A 20,805-nucleotide genomic window follows, 5' to 3' on the forward strand; every position below is an offset into this window, starting at 1 on the left:
TGGGATCGGGTCGTCGCGGTGGCGGTGCCGACGGCCGGGCTGCTGTTCTTCCCCCGTGCGGTTCCCAACTCCGTGGGCCGCGTGGGCAGTCTGGTGGAGACGTTCCTGCCCTGGCTCGGCCTGGTGGCCGTGGTGCTGCTCGGCCTGGGGCTGCTGCACCGCTCGGCGGTCGCGCTGCTGGCGCTCCTGCTGCCGGTGGCTGCCTGGACGTACGGCTTCGGCGGGCTGCTGCTGCCCGGCGAGCACCCCGGCGCGCGCGATCTGGTCGTGGTGCAGCACAACGTCAGCGACGAGAACACCGACCCGGCGGGTACGGCCCGCGCCCTGGCCGACGCCGGGCCCGATCTCATCGCGCTGGAGGAACTGGTGCCCACGGCGCTGCCTGCCTACGAGAGGACCCTCGCCCCGGGCTACCCGTACCACGCGGTCCGGGGCACCGTCGGACTCTGGTCGAGGCATCCGCTCACCGCCGCCCGGCTGGTGGACATCAAACCCGAGGGGATCGAGGAGGAGTGGAGCCGAGGGCTGCGGGCGGTGGTGCGTACCCCGCGCGGCGAGGTCGTGGCGTACGTCGCGCACCTGCCCTCGGTCCGAGTCGGGGCGGGCGGACTCGCCTCGCGGTGGCGTGACGAGAGCGCCGTCCTGCTCGGCAGGGCCGTCGCCGCCGAGAAACGGAACCCGGTGATCCTGCTGGGCGACCTCAACGGCACGGTCGACGACCGTGGGCTGGCGCCCCTGACCGCACGGATGAACGTGGCGGAGCGGGGTTTCGCCTTCAGCTATCCGGCCGGGCTTGCGCTGACCCGGATCGACCAGGTCATGGCCCGCTCCGCGGCCGTCGCGGACATCCGTACCCTGCCCGCGACCGGCAGCGACCATCTGCCGGTCGCCGCCCGCGTCACCCTGGACTGACCACCGGCCCGATGGACTCCAGCGTCGGCACGACCTGCTCGATCGAGCCGTCCGGCGCGAACACCAGCCGGTCAAGGGTGGATTCACGGCGCATGCCGTCGCCGCGCGGAGTGCCGGGGCCGGGAATCGCGAACCGGTGGTAGCAGATGAACCAGTCGTCGGTGCCGGGGACGTTCACGACCGTGTGGTGGCCCGTGGCGAGGATTCCGTACTCCGGACGCTTCCGCAGGATGACGCCCTTCTTCGTCCACGGACCGAGCGGCGAGGGCCCGGTCGCATAGGCGACGCGGTAGTCCTCGCTGCGGGTGTCGTCCTCCGACCACATGAAGTAGTAGACGCCCCGCCGCTTGATGACGAAGGCGCCCTCGCGGAAGTCGTCCGGGGTGAACCGTCGTACCAGCACCGGGTCGAAGGACACCATGTCCTCGTTGAGCGGTACGCCGTACGCCTCGCCGTTGCCCCAGTAGAGATAGGCCGTGCCGTCGTCGTCCTTGAAGACGGCGGGGTCGATCATCTGGCCCGCGAAGTCGTCGCGCCCGATGAGCGGCCGGTCCAGGGCGTCCCGGAAGGGGCCGGTCGGGCTGTCCGCGACGGCCACTCCGATCTGCTGGTCCGCGCAGAAGTAGAAGTAGTACGCCCCCTCGCGCTCCCCGGCGGCCGGCGCCCAGGCGTAGCGGTCCGCCCAGCTCACGTCGGACTCCAGGTCGAGAACGACTCCGTGGTCCTCCCAGGTGACCAGGTCGTCGGAGGAGTACACCTCGAACCGAGTCCCGCCCCAGCCCTCGAAGCCGTCCGTCGTCGGATAGATGTAGTAACGGCCGTCGAACTCCTGGATGTTGGGGTCGGCATGCAGCCCCGGAAGCAGTGGGCTGCGCATGTGCACGGCCTCGACGGTCCAGGTGCGTACGGTCCCGTCGGCCGTCATGACCGTGTACGGCCGCGGGGTGCGGAAGTCGCGCGGGGTGCCGGAGGGCGGGTCGATGCGGGCGTCCGCCGACACATCGAACTCCGGTGCCAGGCCGTCGAGTTCGGTGCCCGGATACAGGGGCAGGACGACCTTCGAGGCCAGGTCGTCCACGATCGCGTACGCCTTCGGGCCTCCGGGGACGGTGGCGTCGACGACCGACGCCTTCGGCGCGTAGGCGGCGAGGAGGCGCTCGTACTCGGCCCGCGTCACCGGCAGCACCGAACCGTGCCGGGCGCCGGGCGGCAGCGCGAAGCCCTCGCAGGGTGTCCATGTACCGGAGCCGAGGTCGTCGGTCTCGAAGGGGACATAGCCGCGCCCGCTGAACTCGTCGATGAACAGGTACCACTTGTGGTCGTCGGTGTTCGACCGGAAGACGATCGGCCCCTCGCCCTGCTCGACGACCCCCTGCCCGATCCGGTCGGCGACGAAGGCGTACGAGGTGTCGCGCAACCCGGCCGACTTCTCGACCGTGATGAATTTGCCGCCGGGCGCGGCGGGGGAGTTGCCGCGCTCGTCCTTGGTGAACCGGTAGTAGACGCCGCCGTGGCGGACGACGGTCGAGTCGATGACCGAGTGGCCGGGGTCGTTCCAGAGCCGGGGTTCACTGAAGACGCGGAAGTCCCGGGTGGTCGCGTACAGCATCCTGTTGTGGGTCTCGGCGGTGTGGTCCGGGGCGTCCTCGGCGTACACCTTCGACGCCCAGAAGACGACGTACGCGCCGAGGCCGGGGTCGTAGCACGCCTCGGGTGCCCAGACGTTGCCGGCGGTGTCGGGCGCGACGCGCACGAGACGGCGGTCGGTCCAGTGCACCAGGTCGGTGCTCTCCCAGACCATGAGCGAGGTACTGCCGGTGCGCTGCACCTGCTCCCAGTCGCCGTCGCGCTCGCCGTGCATCCTGAGGTCGGTGGCGATCAGGTAGAAGCGGTCGCCCTCCGGTGCGCGGACCACGAACGGATCGCGCAGTCCCCGTGTGCCGAGGTCCGAAGTGAGCACCGGGGCGCCGCCGTTGAGTTCACGCCAACGCAACGGGTCGTCGCCCCGGCTCAGCGCGAACCTGACCTGCTCGCCGTCCGGGCTGCCCTCGCCGGTGAAGTAGGCGAAGACGTATCCGGCGTACTCTCGCAAGCCGACCTCCAGTGCTGCGACCTTTTGACGTTTCCTGTTGGAAACCCGTCGAAGAGTGTTGCTATCTGCGGCGAGCGGCGTCAATCGGCACGGGGCTCCGGAGCGGTATCGAAAGTTTCGACGGCGGGGCCTTCCCGCAGGTCGCGGTCGCCTCGGGCGAACAGCGGACCGCCCGGGCACGTCACACGAGCCGAGGTGATCGTGCATACCCGGCGTACGCCTGGAGGCGGCATGCGGGATCCGTGTGTGCCTTTTCGGGAAGGCCGAGGGCGGCACCGGCGACTTCCGGGTCCTGCCCTGGAACCCCGACTTCGTGGAGCAGGGCGCACCGGTCGCGGCCGCGTGGTCAGCCCTCCAGTCGGCGCAGCCGTTCCGCGTCACAGGTGCGGGGGCAGGTGGAACAGGCCTCGGCCGGGCGGATCGTGTAGTAGAGGCAGCAGCCCCTACGGGTGCGGGTGGGGTGTTCGCGGCCGTCACCCGTACGGAGGGAACGGAAGTCGGCGCCGCCGGGAAAGGGTGCGTGGGCGGTGGGGAGGACCGCGGAGGCGGCCCGGACGCCGGCGGCCTCGTCGCCCCGTATGCGGCCCAGGTACCAGAGGCCCGAGACCAGGTCGTCGGAGACCAGACCCCACAGCGCGCGCGAGCCCCGGCGGGTGTACGGGCCGATCGCGTCCAGCACCGGGCCCATGTGGTCCGCGACGGCGGTCCTCAACTCGGATCGCAGGGAATCCTGGTGGGCGACGGCCCGCGCACCGGGCAGCTCCGCCGCCGGGTCGTCCGGCAGGCAGGCGAGGTCGGAGCCGGGCCGGATCTCGAACGCGCCCGTCGCCAGATCCACCCGTATGTCGTCGGGGGCGATGCGGGGCACCCGCCACTCCAGGTACCAGACGCCGCTCATCAGCAGGCCGACCGACCAGGCGTAGTCGTGCAGGGCGCGGGAGGCGGCGACATGCCGGGGCGCGGAGTGGTCGTAGCGGGTTCGGATGCGGGCGGCCTCCGCCTCGACGAAGGCCTCCACGCTCTCCTGGCCGTCCATCAGGCCGACTGTCCGCAGGGCGACTTGGGGTGAGCGCGCGGGACCGGAGGGCTGCCGGTCGGCGGGGCGGCCGGTTCCCGCCACGCGCACGGACAGCGCCTCGGCCACCGCGTCCAGGCGGCGGTAGGCGGCGGAGAGGAGTTCCGGGACGTGCGTGGCGGTGTCGGCCTGGGCGGTTTCCAGGTGGGCCACGGTCATCGGTAACTCCAGAGCGTGAAGGGGTTTGGCAGTCGGAGGAGGTAAGGCTTACCTTAGCTGCAAGATCGCGTGCCGGTGACCAGGCGGGGTGTGAAGTAGTCATGTGCGTCGTTGACCAGCGAAGTTACTTGCGAGTCGATCAAGAGCGGTGTGGATCACAGCGAATCCATAGCTGTTGAAAACTAAAGCATGCCTAACCTAAGCTCACGTTTCGTGACTGCGACCGAACGGGTTGCGCCGACCGGCGTGCCCCCGCGTGCCCTGAGGCACCTGCCCCTGTTCCTCGGCGGAATCGGCGCGCTGGCGCTCTGCGCCGCGCTGAGCCTCGCCCTCGGAGCGCGCTCCGTGCCCCTGTCCACCGTGCTCGACGCACTCTCCGGCCACACGGAGAGCCGGGACGCACTGGTGGTGACGGGGCTTCGGCTGCCGCGCACGGTCATCGGTCTCGCGGTCGGCGCCGCGCTCGGTCTCGCGGGCGCCGTGGCGCAGGGAATCACCCGCAATCCGCTCGCGTCGCCAACCACCCTGGGAATCAACGCGGGTGCGGGCTTCGCGGTCGTCGTCGCCATCTTCGCGCTGAAGCTCACCGACCCCGTCGAGTACGTGTGGTTCGCCTTCGCCGGTGCCGCCGGTGCCGCCGTCCTCGCGCAGGCACTGGCCCGCCGCGCCGGTGACATCGACCCCGTACGGCTCGCCCTGGGCGGCACCGTGCTCCAACTCGTGCTGCTGTCCTGGACGTCGGCGGTCATGCTGGCCAGTCAGCGCACCCTCGACGAGGCACGCTTCTGGCTGGCGGGCTCCATCGCCGGCCGCCCACTCGACACGCTGTGGCCGGTGCTGCCGACCCTCGTGCTCGGCCTGCTGCTCGCCGGCGCCGTCGCGCCCGCCCTCAACGCCCTCGCCCTGGGCGACGACTCGGCCCAGGCGCTCGGCGTACCGGTCACCCGTATCCGGCTCGCCGGTGGCATCGCGGTCGTCCTGCTCGCCGGATCCGCGGTCGCCGTCGCCGGGCCCGTCGCCTTCGTCGGACTCGCCGCACCCCACCTCGTCCGCCCGCTGCTCGGCGGCGACCACCGTCTCCTGATCCCGGGCTGCCTGATCGCCGGCCCCCTGCTCCTGCTGACGGCCGACATCCTCGGCCGCCTGGTCATCCGCCCAGCGGAGCTGGAGGTCGGCATCGTCACCGCCTTCCTCGGCGCCCCGCTGCTCGCCCTGCTCGCCCGGAAGGTCGCCCGATGACGCCGACCTGCAAGGCGGCCGTACGACCGGACACGCGCCGCGCCCCCGGCCGTGCCCGTCTCCTCGCGTACGGCACGACCGGCCTCCTCGCCCTTCTCGCGCTGCTCACCATCTCCGTCTCCACGGGGGAGATGGACATGCCCGCCGCCACCGCGCTCCGGGCGCTGGCCGGGCTCGGCGCTCCGGGCGACGTACTGGTGGTGCAGGAGTTCCGGGCGCCGCGTGCCGTCGCCGCCATCGTGGCCGGTGCCGGTCTGGGCGTGGCGGGCTGTGTCCTGCAGCGGCTGTTCCGCAACCCTCTCGCCTCCCCGGACGTGATGGGCGTGACAGGTGGCGCCTCGCTCGGCGCGGTCGTGCTGCTCGCCGCCGGCGCCTCCCAACTGCTCATCCCCGTCGGCGCGTTGGCCGGTGGCATGCTGGCCGCCCTGCTTCTCGGCGTGTTCGCCTGGCGGTCCGGGCTCGCCGTCACCCGCCTCGTCCTCACCGGCCTCGCCGTCCAGGCGGGACTGGCCGCCGCGGTCAACCTGCTGATCGTGCGCTTTCCGGCCGAGCTGGCGGGCTCGGCGCTCCAGTGGACGACCGGGTCGGTGTACGGCCGCACCTGGACGGAGGTCTGGGGCGCGGGCGCCGCCGTACTGCTCGCCCTGGCCGCCGCGCTGGTCACCAACCGCCGGCTGGCCGTGCTCGACCTGGGCGACGACTCGGCGGGCGCCCTCGGCCTCGACACCTCCGCCGCCCGCCTGCAACTCCTTCTCGTCGCGGTCACGTTGGCCTCGCTGGCGGCCGCCCTCGCGGGCCCGGTCACCTTCGTCGCCCTCGCCGTCCCGCACATCGTCCGCTCCCTCACCGGCCCGCCCACCGCCGCGACCCTCGCCCTGGCCGCCCTCACCGGAGCCGTCCTCCTCCTCACCGCCGACCTCGTCGTCCAGCACCTCCTCCCGATCGAGGGCCTCCCGGTCGGCGCCGCCACCGCCACCCTCGGCGCCCCTTGGCTGCTGGTGCTGATGTTCCGGCAGAGCAAGCCGGTGCGGGGGAGCGGGGCATGAGCGGGACAGGGCGGGCCCAGACGAGCGGCCACGACTCCTCGCATGTGCTCGCGCGGTCCATGCGGTGCGTGCGGTTCGCCTGCGGCGCGTCGGCGGGTGCGGGTCCGGTGGGGGCTGGTCGCGCAGTTCCCCGCGCCCCCAGGAGATCAGGCCCTGCGGGCCTGATTGGCGACGGCTTCGCGGGTTGGAAGGGCGACGGGCCCGTGGGCCTGATTGGCGACGGCCTCGCGGGCGTGAAAGGCGACGAACTCGCGGGCTTGAAGGGCGACGGCCTCGCGGGCGTGAAAGGCGACGGGCCCGCGGGTCTGAAGGGCAGCGGGCCTGCGGGCCTGACTGACGAGGGCCCCGCGGGATTGGAAGGCCACGGGCTCGCGGGTCGAGAAGCACGGGGCGCAGCCCCTGCTTTTCAGGGGCGCGGGGAACTGCGCGACCAGCCCCCACCGACCCGCACCCGAAGACCACACCCGACCGCCGCCCGTACCCCTCGTACCGCCGCCCCAAGGCCCGCCGCCCCCAGGAGCCCCGCATGACCACCACCAACCAGCTCTCCACGCAGGGCATCGACCTGCGCTACGGCGACCGGCTCGTGGTCGGCGGCCTCGACCTGACGCTGCCCGGCGGTGCCGTCACTGCGATCGTCGGGCCCAACGCCTGCGGCAAATCCACCCTGTTGAGAGGGCTGAGCCGACTGCTCGCCCCCGCCGCCGGGACGATCACGCTCGACGGCGCCGACATCCACCGCATGTCCGCCCGCGCGCTGGCCCTCCGGATGGGGCTGCTGCCCCAGCAGCCGGTCACCCCCGAGGCGATCACCGTCGAGGCGCTCGTACGGCTCGGCCGGTACCCGCACCAGCGGCTGCTGAGCCCCTGGTCGGCCGCCGACCAGCGGGCTGTGGACGAGGCACTGCAGCGGACCGACACGGCCGTGCTGCGGGACCAGCCCGTCGACCGGCTCTCCGGCGGACAGCGCCAACGCGCCTGGATAGCACTGGCGTTGGCGCAGGACACCGAGCTGCTCCTGCTCGACGAGCCCACCACCTTCCTCGACCTGCGGCACCAGCTCGACGTCCTCGACCTGGTCACCGCCCTGCACGCCGAGGCCGGCCGCACCGTGGTGATGGTGCTGCACGACCTCGGACAGGCCGCCCGTTACGCCGACCACATGGTCGTGCTCAAGGACGGGCGGCTCGCCGCCGCCGGCCCACCGGCCGAGGTGCTCGACGCGGACCTGGTCAAGTCCGTGTTCGACGTGGACTGCCGGGTCGTCCCCGACCCGGAGACCGGCACCCCACTGGTCGTCCCGAAGGGCAGGGCGGCACGGCACACCACCGCGTCCGCCACCGCCTGACCGCACATCCCTGTCCGACCGACCGCTCATCCACCAAGGAAGACCACCCCCTCATGCTCAAGCGATCCCCCCTGCGCGGATTCGTCCGCCCCGCCGCCGCGCTGCTCACCGTCGTGCTCGGCACGGGCCTCCTGGCCGCCTGCGGCGACGACGACTCGACGAAGGCGAGCGACACAGCCCGGGCCGGCGCCGACAGCGCCGCCTTCCCGCGCACCCTCGAGACCGTGATGGGCGACGTCAGGATCCCGGCGCAGCCGAAGAAGGTCGTCGTCCTCGACACCGGCGAGCTGGACGACGTCACCCTGCTCGGCGTCGACCCGGTCGGCGCCGTCGCCCCGCACTTCAAGACCGAGGGCGGCTTCCCGACGTACCTGGAGGGCGAACTCGGGAACACCACGGACGTCGGCCCGCTGCTGGAGCCCAACCTGGAGAAGATCGCCTCCCTGCGGCCCGACCTGATCCTCTCGTCCAAGGTCCGCCACGAGAAGGTCTACGACAAGCTCAGCGCCATCGCCCCGACCGTGTTCACCGAGACGACCGGGGGTGTGTGGAAGGAGAACCTCAAGGTCCATGCCGAGGCCCTGGGCCTGGAGGACGAGGCCGCGGCCGAGCTGAAGGAGTACGAGACGCGGGCCGAGGCGCTCGGTGCGGCCATCGAGAAGAAGGACGGCGCGATGCCGACCGTCTCCGTGGTCCGCTTCGTCGCCGGCCCGACCCGCCTCTACGCCTCCAACTCCTACAGCGGTGTCGTCCTCGACGACGTCGGCTTCCAGCGTCCGAAGTCGCAGATCTCCGACGACCCGGCCGTGACCATGAAGGACGTCAGCCCGGAGGAGATCGACCAGGCCGACGCCGACCTGATCTTCGTCACCACCGCCGACACCCCGGACAAGACGCAGCAGAAGCAGGTCACCTCCAACCCGGTCTGGAAGGACCTGCCCGCCGTCAAGGACGGCAAGGTCTTCGAGGTCCCGGACGAGACCTGGATGTCCGGTATCGGCGTCCAGGCGGCCGAGGAGATGCTCGCCGACATAGCGAAGGCCGCGGGCGTGGCACTTCCCCGGCAGTAACCCCCGCGGTTCCCGGGGCGGGCCCCACCACGAGAAGGGCCCGCCCCCCCGCCCCCACCCCCCAGCGGAAGCTGTGCCCCACCCCATGCGTCTGTACCTGCTCGCCCTCAACCCCACCGACTCCGTCACCGAGGGCTTCCTGCCCGCCACCGCCCGACTCGGTCTGGACGTCACGATCCTCACCGACCAGCCCGACGCCCACCTCGGCACGTACCCCGAGACCGAGGTTCTGCAGTGCGACGTACGGGACTACCGCGCCGTCGTCACCCGGATCTCCACCCACCAGCGCCCCGACGCGGTCTTCACCAACAGTGACCACCTCCAGACCCAGGCCGCCCTCGCCGCCGACTACTTCGGGCTTCCCGGCAAGGACTGGCGGGCCACCCTGCGCGCCAAGGACAAGGGGGAGATGCGCCGCCATCTGGCCGCGGCCGGAGTGGACACCGTCTGGTCCGCAGAGATCAGCGGCCCGGCCGACCTCACCGGCCCGCTCGTCGCCGACGCCCCGTACCCGTGTGTCGTCAAGCCCCGCGAGGGCGTCGCCAGCGAGGACGTCGTGCTCGTCGACACCGCCGAGGACCTCGTGGCCCGCGGCAAGGAGATCCTGACCCGGCGTCCGGGCGCCACCCTCGTCGTCGAGGAGTACCTGCCCGGAGAGCTGTACACCCTGGAGACCCTCGGAGACGGCCACGTCCGGCACGTCCTCGGCGGCTTCCACACCGAACTGTCCCCGCCGCCGTACTTCATCGAGGAGCGGCTGACCTTCGTCCCCGCCCACCCCGAGCCGGTCGTCGCGCGGATCCTCGCCCAACTCGACGCGCTGGGCGTCGGATTCGGGGCCTGCCACACCGAGTTCGTCGTGCACGACGGCAGGGCACGCATCATCGAGGTCAACTACCGTGCCATCGGCGACCAGTGCGACCTGCTGCTCGCCCAGCTCCTCGACCTCCCGCTCTTCGAGCACATCCTCCGCACCCACCTCGGCGAGCCGCTGCCCGCGGAACTGGACATCCGGCGCGACGGCGCGGCCCGCCTGGAGTATCCCTGCGCCGAGAGAGCGGGCACCCTCGTCGCTGCCCCCGCCGCGACCGAACTCCGCATCGACGGCGTGCATGTGACGTACCGACCGCTCCGCCGGCCGGGCGAACGCCACGAGCTGTACCGGACCAACCGCGACTACCTCGGGGTGCTCCGCGCCACCGGCACCGGCCAGGAGACCGTCGACCGGGTGGTGGCCGGCTTCCTCGCCGACCGGCGTTGGGAGATCCAGCCGTGACCGCCGTCGCTTCCGTCGCCTCCGAAAACGCCGCCGTGACCACCGCCGTCACGCCCACCGACACCGTCGAAGCCGAACTCCTCACCCGCGTGCTCGGTGCCCTGCTCCGTGAGGACGTCGTCGGCCTGCGATCCCGCAGCACCCTCGTCCACCGCCCCGACGGCCCCTGGCTCCGGCTTCCTCCGACCGACGCCGACGACGCCCTCCTCCTCCCCGTCACCGAGGAGGGCTTCCAGCACACGTACACCGCCCGACTGCCCCTGCTCGCACGGGAGTCGGACGGCACGTACCTCGCCACCTGCGCGACCGTCCTCGCCGCACTGCGCGACCTCGCCGAGCCCGTCGACCACGACGGCTTCGACGCCTTCGCGGAGGAGTGCCGTCAGACCCTCGCCACGATGCGGCTGCACGAGGCGACGGGGGAGGAGATCACCGACGGGCTCACCGACCTGTACGGCACCGACCTCACCGACTGGACCGGCCTGCGCGGCAGCCTCGCGTACGAGACCCTCGCCGCACGCCTCGACCACCCGGTCTACCCGACCGCACGCGGCCGCTCCGGCCTCGACGAGGACCAACTGCGACGCTACGCACCGGAGTTCCACCCGAGCTTCGCCCTCCAGTGGCTCGCCCTGCCCCGCGAGTCCGTCACCGTGACCGGGGAGCTGCCGGACGGCTGGCCCACCCCCTCCGGGCTCGGCCTCGCGGACCTCGACCGCACCCATGTCGTCCTGCCCGTCCACCCGTTGACCGTCGGTGCGCCCCTCGACGCGGCGCTGCGCGAGGCGGGGCTCACGGACCGGGCCGTGCTCGCCGACCGGGCGTACCTGCGCGTCGTACCCACGTTGTCGATGCGCACGGTCGCTCCGGCCGCAGCCCCCTCCCTGCACCTCAAACTCCCTCTGGCCACCGCCACGTTGGGCCTGCGCAACAAACGCTCCATCAAGCCCGGCACCCTGGTCGACGGCGCCGCCGGGCAGCGGCTGCTGGCGGCTGTGATCGACCGCGAGCCCCGCTTCCGGGGCCGGGTGCTGCACGCCGACGAGACGGTGTACGCGCACGCCGGTCACGAACTGCTCGCCGTACTGTGCCGCCGCTACCCGACGGACCTCGACGACTCCGTGGTCGTTCCCATGGCCGCACTGCTCGCCCGGGCGCCCGGCGGACGACTGGTCGTCGACCACCTCGCCGACCGCTTCCACGGCGGCGACCCGACCGCCCTGCTCGACGCCGTGCTCACCCTGCTGTTCGACTGGCAGACCACGCTCTTCGGATACGGCATCGCCCTGGAGTCGCACCAGCAGAACGTCTCCCTGGTCTTCGGCCCCGGGCCCGGCGAGCTGCGACTGCTGCTGAAGGACAACGACGGCCCGCGCGTCAACAGCGCCCGGCTGGCCACCGAGTTCGGTGAGGACGGTGGCGTCTGGGGCTTCGACGACGCCCGCACCTTCACCACCGACGACCGCGCGGTGGTCGACGTCTTCACCACCATCACCGTCCATCTGTGTGCCGGCGCCTACGCGTTCGGCCTCGCCCGGCACGGCCGCGCCCCGCTGCCGGAGCTGCTGAACCTCGTACGGGACCGGCTCACCGAGGCCGTCGACCGGCTCGGCGGCGACGCGGCGGCCGTCCTGCGCGAGCGGGTCCTGCACGCGCCCGAGCTGCCGGTGAAGGCGATGGTGAGCGCCGGAACCCTGCTGAGCAAGGAGCGGTCGGGCGCCGCCGACATCAACAAGCACTACACCACCGGGCCCAACTACCTGCTCCGGGAGGGTGGTTCGGCATGACCGCCGAGGCGCTTCCCCTGGCCCGCCCCACGTTCGGCCGTCGGCAGGTGCACGCCGTGGCCGCCTGCTACTTCGTGGCGTCGTTCGCCGCGCTGGGGCTGCCGCCGTACTTCACGGAGATACTGCCCGAACTCGGCGACCGCGCGGGCCGCTGGGCCGGTGTGCTGTACGTGGTGCCCACCGTGTTCAGCGCGCTCGCGGCACCCCTGTGGGGGCGGCTCGCCGACCGCTTCGGGCGAAAACGGCTGCTGCTGCGGGCCCAGTTGGGCCTCGCCGTCTCCTTCGTCCTCGCCGGCTGGGCCGACTCGCTCACCATGTTCACGGTGGCGCTGGTGCTCCAGGGCGTCCTGGGCGGCACCTTCGCGGCCTCCAACGGCTATCTGGGCGCCGCCCTGGAGGGGCCGCACCTGTCGAAGGCACTGACCCTCATGCAGGGCAGCGCGCGGGCAGCGCTCGTCTTCGCGCCGATCGTCGTCGGCGCGCTGTCACCGTGGATGTCCCCGCACCGCCAGTACGCCCTCCTCGCCCTGCTCCCGCTCGCCGCCGCCCTGCTGCTCGCAGCCCTGCCCGAACCGGCCGAGACCGGAGAGCCGGAACAGGAGCGGACGGAGACCGCCGCCCCCGCCCCCAAGGACGCACTGCGCAGGCTCTACGCGCTGGAGTTCGCCTTCGTGTTCTCCACGGTCGTCTCCTTCCCCTACCTGATCTCCCTCGTCGAGGAACGCCTCCCCGGCGCCTCCGCCGCCCTCTCCGGCCTGCTCTTCGCCCTGCCGCACCTCTGTTACCTGATCACGGCCATGGCGGTGCACCGCGTGCTGCACACCCGCCCCCGGCTCGGCATGGCCGCCGGCTTCGCGCTGATCGCCCTCGGCCTGGCCGGCCACGGCGTCGCCGACACCCTGCCCACCCTCGTCGCCGTACGGCTGCTGCTCGGCGCGGGCCTCACCCTCGGCATGGTCGGCCTGTCGGTTCTGGCCGCCGACTGCGCCCGGGGTCGCGCCCCCGGCGAGATGTTCGGCTCGCTGGAGTTCTTCTCCAAGGCCGGCGCCGTCGCCGCGGGCGTCACCGCCGCCGTGGGAAGCGCCCGGTTCGGCCCCACCGCACCGGTGCTGATAGGCGGCGGCATAGCCGCCCTCACCGTCTTCGCGACCCTGCTGCCCCCACATCCGCGTACCCGCTGGAGCCACTGAATGCCCCCGCTCACCGACTCGCTCGGTACCACCCACCTGCCCACTCTGCCCACCGCCGACGACGCGGTGGCCCACACCCTCCTCAACTGCCTGCTGCGCGAGGTGTCCGGCCCCGAACACCAGACCGCCGTCATCGACGGCCACCTCCTGCTGCGCCTGCCCCGCCGCGGCCTCCTCCTTCGCGTCGCCCTCCGCCGTACGTCCCTGCTGGGCGCCCACCGCTTCACCGGCCCGGTGCGGGAGCAGTCGAACATCGGCTGGAGCGCACTCGACTGGCGCCGCCTCGCCGAGTACACGCACGACGAGCTGTCCCTGCGCACCGGCGTCCGCAACGACGAGTTCCTGCATCAGATCGACTCCAGCCACCGCACCCTCGCCGCCACGCTGACCGCCCGCGAGACCGGCGCGCACGCCTCGCACGGGCTCCCGGACTACCTCGACTCCGAGCAGTCCCTGCTGTTCGGCCACCGCTTCCACCCCACCCCCAAGGCCCGCACGGGCGACGCGGACGCCTGGCAGTCGTACGCCCCCGAGGCCGGTGCCACCTTCCCGCTGCGCTACCTCGCCGTCCGCGACCACCTGATCGCCGAGGAGAGCGCCGAGGCGGGAGCCACCGCCGTGCTCGACGGGGAACGCGGGGACGTCCCCGAGGGCTACCGGCTGCTGCCCGCCCACCCCTGGCAGTACGAGATGCTCCGCGAACACCGGCTGCTGCGCGAGGCCCTCGGCCGCGGCGACATCCTCGACCTGGGCCCCGGCGGCCGGGAGTACGCGGCCACCGCCTCCGTGCGCACCCTCTTCGACGGCGACGCCTTCCTGAAGTTCAGCCTCAACGTCCGCATCACCAACTGCCTTCGAAAGAACGCCAGTTACGAACTCTCCGGCGCCGTCGCACTCACCCGCGTCCTCGCCCCGGCCCTCACCGACCTGGAGACCCGCTTCCCCGGCAGCGCCATACTGCGTGAACCCGCCTACCGCAGTCTCGCCGTCCCCGGCCCCGACGGCAGGCCCGACCGCGCCCTCCTCGAAGGCTTCGGCGTGATCGTCCGCGAGGGCCTCTCGCGGCGACTGCTGCCCGGCACGACCCCGCTGCTCGCGGCCGCCGTCGCCGACGAGTACCCGACCAGCGCCGCCCACATCTCCCGCCTCCTCGACGGCGCGGGCCCCGAGGCCGCCCTGAACTGGTGGAAGGCCTACCTGCGCCTGCTCCTTCCGCCCGTCCTCTCCGCCTACTTCGATCACGGCCTCGTCCTGGAACCCCACCTCCAGAACGTCCTCATCTGCGTCGACACCGACGGCATGCCCGCCCAGGTCCTCTTCCGCGACCTGGAGGGCACCAAGCTCGTCCCCGACCACCACGCCGACACCCTCGCCGCCCTCCCGTCCCAGGTCGCCGGCCCGTTGTCGTACGACGCCCGGCGGGGCTGGGACCGTGTCGTGTACTGCCTGCTCGTCAACCACGTCGCCGAGCTGCTCGCCGCCCTCGCCGACCTGCACCCGGCGAGCGAGGCCGACCTGTGGGCGGCGGTCCGCGCGACCATCCGGGCGTACGCCGACGAGGAAGGCTGCCCGCCCCGCCTCGCCGCCCTCCTCGCCGGGGTGCCGCTGCCCGCCAAGACCAACCTGCTCACCCGCTGGGAACGCAAGGCCGACCGCGAGGCCGGCTACGTCCGCCTGCCCTCACCTCTCGCCGAGGACGTCCTCCGCCGGAGCCCTCGATGAGCCGGGAGCCTGGATGCGCCGGGAGCACCGGATGAGCGGGGAGTACCGGATGAGCGGGGAGTACCGGATGAGCCACGAGCACTTGATGAACCAGGAGTCGTCGATGACCCTCCCCACCCCTGCCGTACGTGACCGCGTCATGTCCCTGCCGTCCACCCGACTCCCCGCGTACGTGTACGACCTGACGGCGCTGCGCGAACACGCCGCACTCGTACGCGCCGCCCTCCCCGAACACGTCGAGCTGTACTACGCGGCCAAGGCCAACCCCGAGCCGCGGATCCTGGCCGCGCTCGGCCCGTACGTCGACGGCTACGAGGTGTCCTCCGGCGGCGAACTCACCCACGTCGCCCAGGCGGTACCCGGCCGTCCGCTGGCCTTCGGCGGCCCCGGCAAGACCCCGGACGAGATCCGGACCGCCCTGGAACAGGGCGTCGAGCGCTTCCACGTCGAGAGCGAGCACGACCTGCGCATGCTCGCCGAGCTGGCACGCCGGGTGCCACGGGCCACGCCGGTCGGGGTACTGCTCCGCTTCAACCTCGCGGTGGCCGACGATGCGCTGGCGGGCAGCTCGCTCGCCATGGGCGGACGGCCCACCCCGTTCGGCCTGGACCCCGCGCAGGCGCCGGACGTGCTCCGCCCCCTCACGGACGGCACGTATCCCCACCTCGAACTGCTCGGCGTCCACGCCCATCTGGCGAGCGGACTCGACGCACCCGAACAGCTCTCCGTGGCCCGCTCGATCGTGCGGTGGGCGACGGGGCTGGGCGTACCGCTCGCCGAGGTGAACGTCGGCGGCGGCATGAGTGTCGACTACGCGCACCCCGAGAACCGCTTCGACTGGAAGGCGTACGGCGAAGGCCTCGCCCGACTCGCCGACGCCCATCCGGAACTGACGCTGCGTATCGAACCCGGCCGGGCGCTCACGGCGTACTGCGGCTGGTATGCCACCGAGGTGCTGGACGTGAAGCGCAGCCACGGCGAGGAGTTCGCCGTCGTCCGGGGCGGTACCCACCATCTGCGCACCCCGGCGACCAAGGGTCACGACCAGCCGTGCTCGGTGCTGGCGGTGGAGGAGTGGCCGCACCGGTGGCCGCGCCCGGCGGCCGAGGGGGAGCGCGTCAGCCTCAGCGGACAGCTGTGCACGCCAAAGGACCTCCTGGCCCGCCATGCCCACGCGCCGGGGCTGCGGGCGGGGGACCGGGTGGCCTTCGCCCTCGCGGGCGCGTACGCCTGGAACATCTCGCACCACGACTTCCTGATGCATCCCCACCCGGGGTTCCACTTCCTCGACTGACCGTTCCGTTCGCCCCTGGAGGGAACCCGACCGCCCGCCCGACCCCTCTGGGGGAGTGTGACCGTTGACAGGCGGGCAGGCCGGGAGCACACTCATGCGCACAAGATAGTGAAGTGAAGTTCACCTGACGAACAAAGGTCGGGGCCCGGGGACGGGACGCGGCTCGTCCTCAACGACGAGGAGTACTCAATGCACACCACTGTCGGCATCATCGGCGGCGGCCCGGCGGGGCTGCTGCTGGCCCGTCTGCTGCACAACGCGGGAATCGACAGTGTGGTTCTGGAACGCAAGGACCGCGCCTACGTCGAGCAGCGCCAGCGCGCCGGAATCCTGGAGCAGGCCACCGTCGACGTGCTGCGTTCCGCCGGCGCGGGGGCACGGCTGGACGCCGAGGGCATGCCCCACGACGGTATCGAGCTGCGCTTCGACGGCCGCGCCCACCGTGTCGACTTCCCCGGGCTGACCGGCGGTCGCCGGGTGTGGGTCTACGCCCAGACCGAGGTCGTCAAGGACCTCATCGCCCTCCAGCTCACCGACGGCGGGCCGCTGCTCTTCGAGGCCGAGGTGCACGCGGTGGAGGGCGCCGACAGCGACCGCCCGCTGATCCGGTACACCCACGAGGGCCGCGAGCAGACTCTGACCTGCGACTACGTGGTCGGCTGCGACGGCTTCCACGGCGTGGCCCGCGACGCCGTCCCGGACGGTGTGCGGACGACGTACGAGCGGACGTACCCCTACTCCTGGCTGGGCATCCTCGCCGACGCCCCGCCCGTCTACGACGAGCTGATCTACGCCCACTCCGAGCGCGGCTTCGCGCTGGCGAGCATGCGGTCGCCGTCCGTGAGCCGCCTCTACCTCCAGGTCCCGAACGGCACCGACCCGGCCGACTGGTCCGACGAGCGGATCTGGGACGAGCTGGACGCCCGTTTCGCGCTCACCGCGAACCCCGGCTGGCGGCTCAAGCGTGGGCCCGTCACCTCCAAGGCCGTCCTGCCGATGCGCAGCCATGTCACCGAGCCGATGCGCTACGGCCGGGTCTTCCTGGCCGGTGACGCCGCCCACATCGTGCCGCCGACCGGCGCCAAGGGGCTCAATCTGGCCGCCACCGACGTCATCGTGCTGGCCCGCGCCTTCGCCCGGCTCAAGGAGACCGGCTCGACCGAGCTGCTCGACGCCTACTCCGACACCTGTCTGCGCCGGGTCTGGCGGGCCGAGCACTTCTCCTACTTCATGACCACGACCCTCCACGCGGACCCGGACCAGTCCCCGTTCGAGACCCGGCTCCAGCTCTCCCAGCTCGACCGTGTCGCGACCTCACGCCACGCGGCGGCCGAACTCGCCGAGAACTACACGGGGCTGTCGCTGGAGACCGATTCCTGACCGGGCGGACGGCCGAACGCCGAGGGGGCTGTCGAACCGATCGGTTCGACAGCCCCCTCGGGTCTTGTGCGGGTGTCAGTGCGCGCCCAGGCCGCCGCTGCCGAAGCCGCCGCTGCTCTTCCCGCTCCAGCGCGGCCGCTTCTTGTCCGGGCTCGGCCGGGTCCCCTGGTTGCCGTGCACCTCGTACGGTGTCAGCCGGCGGTCGCTCTGCGGGATCTCGTCGGGTTCGCGGTTCAGCTGCTCCTCACGGACAGGGCCGCCCTCGGGGACCCGGGGCTGCTCGTCGGGGCGTGGTCGGCGCGGCTCACGGGCGCGCACTCGGGCACCGAGCCAGACGGCGCCGACCAGCATGGCCACGAGCACGACACCCGCCAGGAACGGTGCGATACCACCCAGCACGCTACGTTCTGCGGCTATATCAGTCCATTCCATGTTCATAAGGGATGAATACCCCCAATAGGTCGAGTGAATCGGCCCGCTCCGAACGGCTCGTGCACGGGTGCCCTGTCCTGTGTCCCGAAAACGGAACCCGTTGACCCGGGCGCCGGGACCCGTCGCAGCGGCTGCCGCACGGATTCCGTCCGCCGTGTTTGGCCGGATTGGCTCCGGCTACCCGGCCGTGGTGACCTCGACGACGACATCCCAGCAGGAACTCATCCGATTCCTTGAGGACCGCTTCGCCTGTGCGCAGGCGTGCACGGAATGTGCGCGGGCGTGCGCGCTGCGGGCGAGCCTCGCCGATCCGGACGGGCCCGAAGGCCAGGAGAAGATGCGGCGCAAGGGCATCATGTGCGCGGAGGTGTGCGACGCCACCTGCAGGGTGCTCTCCGAGGAGGCCAACCTGGACGAGGCCGGCATCCGCCTCCAGGTGGAGTGGTGCCGGACCGTCGCCCTGGAATGCGCGCGCGTCTTCGACGATTCCCCCGGCGCCGAGAGCGGCGCCGAGGCCTGCCGCGAGTGCGCCCGGGCCTGCACGGACTTCCTCGCCACCCTCCGCTGATCCCCGGGTGCCAGGGAAAGGCTGCCGCTCCCGCCTGTTCCCAATTACTGGAACACGTTCTAGCGTGTGCGCCGTCAGGTCGGCCTTGGGGAGCCTGGAGGCGCCGTGCACCTCGAAAACACGCCCGAGCAGCAGCGGTTGCGCAACGAACTGCGCGCCTACTTCGCCCAGTTGGTCCCGGAGGGCGCCTACACCCGCCACGCCGACCCGGCGGCGCAGAAGCGCTTCTACCGCGAGACCATCCGCCGCCTCGGCAGCGACGGCTGGCTCGGGGTCGGCTGGCCCAAGGAGTACGGCGGACGCGGCCTGACCGCCATCGAACAGTTCATCTTCTTCGACGAGGCAGCCCAGGCAGGCGTCCCGCTGCCACTGATGGCGCTCAACACCGTCGGCCCGACGATCATGCAGTTCGGCACCGAGGAGCAGAAGTCGTACTTCCTGCCGCGCGTCCTCTCCGGTGAACTCGACTTCGCCATCGGCTACAGCGAACCCGACGCCGGCACGGACCTGGCCTCGCTGAAGACCCGTGCGGTCAGGGAGGGCGACGAGTACGTCGTCAACGGGCAGAAGATCTGGACGACCAACGGCGACACGGCCGACTGGGTGTGGCTCGCGGTCCGCACGGACCCCGACGCCCCGCCCCACAAGGGCATCACCATGCTCCTCGTGCCGACCACGGAACCCGGCTACTCCTGCACCCTCATCAACACCCTCGCCTCGCACGACACCACCGCCAGCTACTACGAGAACATCCGCGTCCCCGTCTCCCGCCGCGTCGGCGAGGAGAACAAGGGCTGGCGCCTGATCACCAACCAGCTCAACCATGAACGCGTCACCCTCGCCGCCCACGGCACCATGGCCATCCGCTCCCTGCACAACGTCCAGCGCTGGGCCATGGAGACCAAACTCGCCGACGGCCGCCGCGTCATCGACCTGCCCTGGGTCCGCCGCCGCCTCGCCCAGACCCACACCAGACTCGACGCCCTCAAGCTGCTCAACTGGCGCATGGTCAGCGCCCTCCAGGAGGGCACCCTGACCCCGCAGGACGCCTCCGCCGTCAAGGTCTACGGCTCCGAGGCCCGCCGCGACGCCTACGCCTGGCTCATGGAGATCGTCGCCACCGCCGGCGCCCTCAAGGAGGGCTCGGCGGGCGCGGTCCTCCACGGCGAACTCGAACGCGGCTACCGCTCGGCCGTCATCTTCACCTTCGGCGGCGGCAACAATGAGATCCAGCGCGAGATCATCTCGTGGATTGGCCTGGGGATGCCCCGGGTGAGGCGTTAGCCTTCGTCGGGTGGCTGGGCGTCCGGCCCATCACCGCGGCGCACATGTCGTCCTTCTACGAGTAGTGCCGATTGAGACTGCCTTGGGTGACACCCGCTGACGCGCTGATGTCCGCCATCGCCGTGCCGGCACAGCCGCGGGTCCGGAACAGTTCCGTCGCGGCGGCGAGCAGCCCCGCGGCACGTTCCTCGGGCTGAACGCGCCGCGTCTTCCTCGGCGAAGGATCTCCCGGCACTCCTCGCCTGGGGGCCGGTGGTTACAGCACTCCTTCCTCCTGGGCGGGGAGGGGCCTGCCGGGTGTCTACACTCACTTGAGATCTGGTGAACTCATGGGAGGAGTCGGGATGCCGCGAAACCGCCAGCAGATCCCCCGGGAGGAGCGCACGGGTGATCTGCTAGCCGCGGCCACCGAGCTCTTTCTCTCGAAGGGCTACGCCAAGACCACGATGGCGGACATCAGTTCCGCCGCAGGCGTGGCCCGGGGCAACGTCTACTGGTACTTCGACTCCAAGGACCACATCTTCGCCGCCGTCATGAACCGCATGCTCAGTCGCGAGATCCGCATCCTCGACGAGGAGCAGGCCGGTGCCGACCCACTGAGCCGCCTGGTGCGCGGGCTGTCCGACATGCGCTATTCCCGGCCGCTGCACCAGGCCATGCACGACCGGCTTCCTCATTCGGAGGCAGTCCGCGAGGCCCACAACACCTTCCTGAACTGGATCGTGGGACTGGTCGACGAGCTCATGGCCGACCACGGCCTCGATGACGCCCCCGGTGTCGATGCCGCGCTCGTCCGCGATGTCGCGGTCGCCGTGTTCGAAGGGGCGAACGTGCCCAACGACCGGAACAGGCCGGCCCACGAGATGATCCGGTTCCTGATGGAGTCCGCCCTGGCCAGGAGTTCGGGGGCCAAGGGGCGGGAGCGCTGAGA

18 protein-coding genes are annotated in these 20,805 nt (G+C 71.9%); 14 read left to right on the forward strand and 4 right to left on the reverse strand.

What is annotated here, in order from left to right; genetic code table 11:
* Positions 1–912: endonuclease/exonuclease/phosphatase family protein (locus AWZ10_RS32430; protein WP_060892767.1), on the forward strand; the 912-nt coding region annotated here is incomplete at its 5' end.
* Here AWZ10_RS32430 and AWZ10_RS32435 read toward each other — a convergent pair.
* The gene (locus AWZ10_RS32435) at positions 899–3,004 is read right to left on the reverse strand and encodes a glycoside hydrolase family 43 protein (protein WP_060892768.1); all 2,106 of its coding nucleotides are present in this window, start codon (positions 3,002–3,004) and stop codon (positions 899–901) included. The two genes, AWZ10_RS32430 and AWZ10_RS32435, sit on opposite strands and share 14 nt — an antisense overlap.
* Positions 3,005–3,350: 346 nt before the next feature.
* On the reverse strand, positions 3,351–4,238 hold the full coding sequence (locus AWZ10_RS32440; RefSeq protein ID WP_060892769.1) for a (2Fe-2S)-binding protein: 888 nt from the start codon (positions 4,236–4,238) through the stop codon (positions 3,351–3,353).
* A 189-nt stretch (positions 4,239–4,427) separates the two neighbouring features.
* On the opposite strand from AWZ10_RS32440, the gene AWZ10_RS32445 reads away from it, so the two are divergent.
* From AWZ10_RS32445 to AWZ10_RS32495, 10 genes are all read left to right on the forward strand, one after another.
* Positions 4,428–5,477, forward strand: coding sequence for a FecCD family ABC transporter permease (locus AWZ10_RS32445; protein WP_046702955.1), 1,050 nt, complete (start codon positions 4,428–4,430; stop codon positions 5,475–5,477).
* Positions 5,474–6,523 carry a FecCD family ABC transporter permease gene (locus AWZ10_RS32450; RefSeq protein WP_046702956.1) on the forward strand — a complete coding sequence of 350 codons (1,050 nt, stop codon included), beginning with the start codon at positions 5,474–5,476 and terminating at the stop codon, positions 6,521–6,523. The genes AWZ10_RS32445 and AWZ10_RS32450 overlap by 4 nt, the downstream gene beginning before the upstream one ends.
* 526 nt (positions 6,524–7,049) lie before the next feature.
* A complete protein-coding gene (locus tag AWZ10_RS32460; protein WP_046704540.1) occupies positions 7,050–7,871 on the forward strand; it encodes an ABC transporter ATP-binding protein in 822 nt (273 codons plus the stop codon).
* A gap of 53 nt (positions 7,872–7,924) precedes the next feature.
* Positions 7,925–8,941, forward strand: coding sequence for an ABC transporter substrate-binding protein (locus tag AWZ10_RS32465; RefSeq protein WP_046704541.1), 1,017 nt, complete (start codon positions 7,925–7,927; stop codon positions 8,939–8,941).
* Positions 8,942–9,026: 85 nt separating this feature from the next.
* Positions 9,027–10,217, forward strand: a complete 1,191-nt coding sequence (locus AWZ10_RS32470; protein ID WP_060892771.1) for an ATP-grasp domain-containing protein — start codon at positions 9,027–9,029, stop codon at positions 10,215–10,217.
* A gap of 35 nt (positions 10,218–10,252) precedes the next feature.
* Positions 10,253–12,004: an IucA/IucC family protein gene (locus AWZ10_RS32475; RefSeq protein WP_167366009.1), complete on the forward strand. Its 1,752-nt coding sequence runs from the start codon at positions 10,253–10,255 to the stop codon at positions 12,002–12,004.
* Complete coding sequence (locus AWZ10_RS32480; protein ID WP_060892773.1) at positions 12,001–13,194, forward strand: MFS transporter; 1,194 nt, start codon at positions 12,001–12,003, stop codon at positions 13,192–13,194. Before AWZ10_RS32475 ends, AWZ10_RS32480 begins: the two co-directional genes overlap by 4 nt.
* Complete coding sequence (locus AWZ10_RS32485; RefSeq protein ID WP_060892774.1) at positions 13,195–14,916, forward strand: IucA/IucC family protein; 1,722 nt, start codon at positions 13,195–13,197, stop codon at positions 14,914–14,916.
* Between the two features lie 103 nt (positions 14,917–15,019).
* Positions 15,020–16,210 (forward strand): type III PLP-dependent enzyme, encoded by a 1,191-nt coding sequence (locus tag AWZ10_RS32490; RefSeq protein ID WP_173531434.1) that lies wholly within the window; start codon positions 15,020–15,022, stop codon positions 16,208–16,210.
* Between the two features lie 189 nt (positions 16,211–16,399).
* Complete coding sequence (locus tag AWZ10_RS32495; RefSeq protein ID WP_060892775.1) at positions 16,400–17,590, forward strand: 4-hydroxybenzoate 3-monooxygenase; 1,191 nt, start codon at positions 16,400–16,402, stop codon at positions 17,588–17,590.
* A gap of 75 nt (positions 17,591–17,665) precedes the next feature.
* Here AWZ10_RS32495 and AWZ10_RS32500 read toward each other — a convergent pair whose 3' ends face one another.
* Complete coding sequence (locus AWZ10_RS32500) at positions 17,666–18,028, reverse strand: DUF6479 family protein (protein ID WP_037692004.1); 363 nt, start codon at positions 18,026–18,028, stop codon at positions 17,666–17,668.
* A 184-nt stretch (positions 18,029–18,212) separates the two neighbouring features.
* Here AWZ10_RS32500 and AWZ10_RS32505 point away from each other — a divergent pair, with 184 nt between their 5' ends.
* Complete coding sequence (locus AWZ10_RS32505) at positions 18,213–18,590, forward strand: four-helix bundle copper-binding protein (protein WP_060892780.1); 378 nt, start codon at positions 18,213–18,215, stop codon at positions 18,588–18,590.
* A gap of 105 nt (positions 18,591–18,695) precedes the next feature.
* Positions 18,696–19,874, forward strand: a complete 1,179-nt coding sequence (locus AWZ10_RS32510) for an acyl-CoA dehydrogenase family protein (protein ID WP_046702458.1) — start codon at positions 18,696–18,698, stop codon at positions 19,872–19,874.
* 55 nt (positions 19,875–19,929) lie between these two features.
* Here AWZ10_RS32510 and AWZ10_RS55890 read toward each other — a convergent pair whose 3' ends face one another.
* A complete protein-coding gene (locus AWZ10_RS55890; protein WP_078935097.1) occupies positions 19,930–20,109 on the reverse strand; it encodes a helix-turn-helix domain-containing protein in 180 nt (59 codons plus the stop codon).
* A 109-nt stretch (positions 20,110–20,218) separates the two neighbouring features.
* Between AWZ10_RS55890 and AWZ10_RS32515 the strand changes: the two genes are divergently transcribed.
* Entirely contained in the window at positions 20,219–20,803 is a 585-nt protein-coding gene (locus AWZ10_RS32515) for a TetR/AcrR family transcriptional regulator (protein ID WP_046702457.1), read from the forward strand.
* Positions 20,804–20,805: the final 2 nt, after the last annotated feature.

Source organism: Streptomyces europaeiscabiei (genome assembly GCF_001550375.1).
Classification (GTDB): domain Bacteria; phylum Actinomycetota; class Actinomycetes; order Streptomycetales; family Streptomycetaceae; genus Streptomyces; species Streptomyces europaeiscabiei.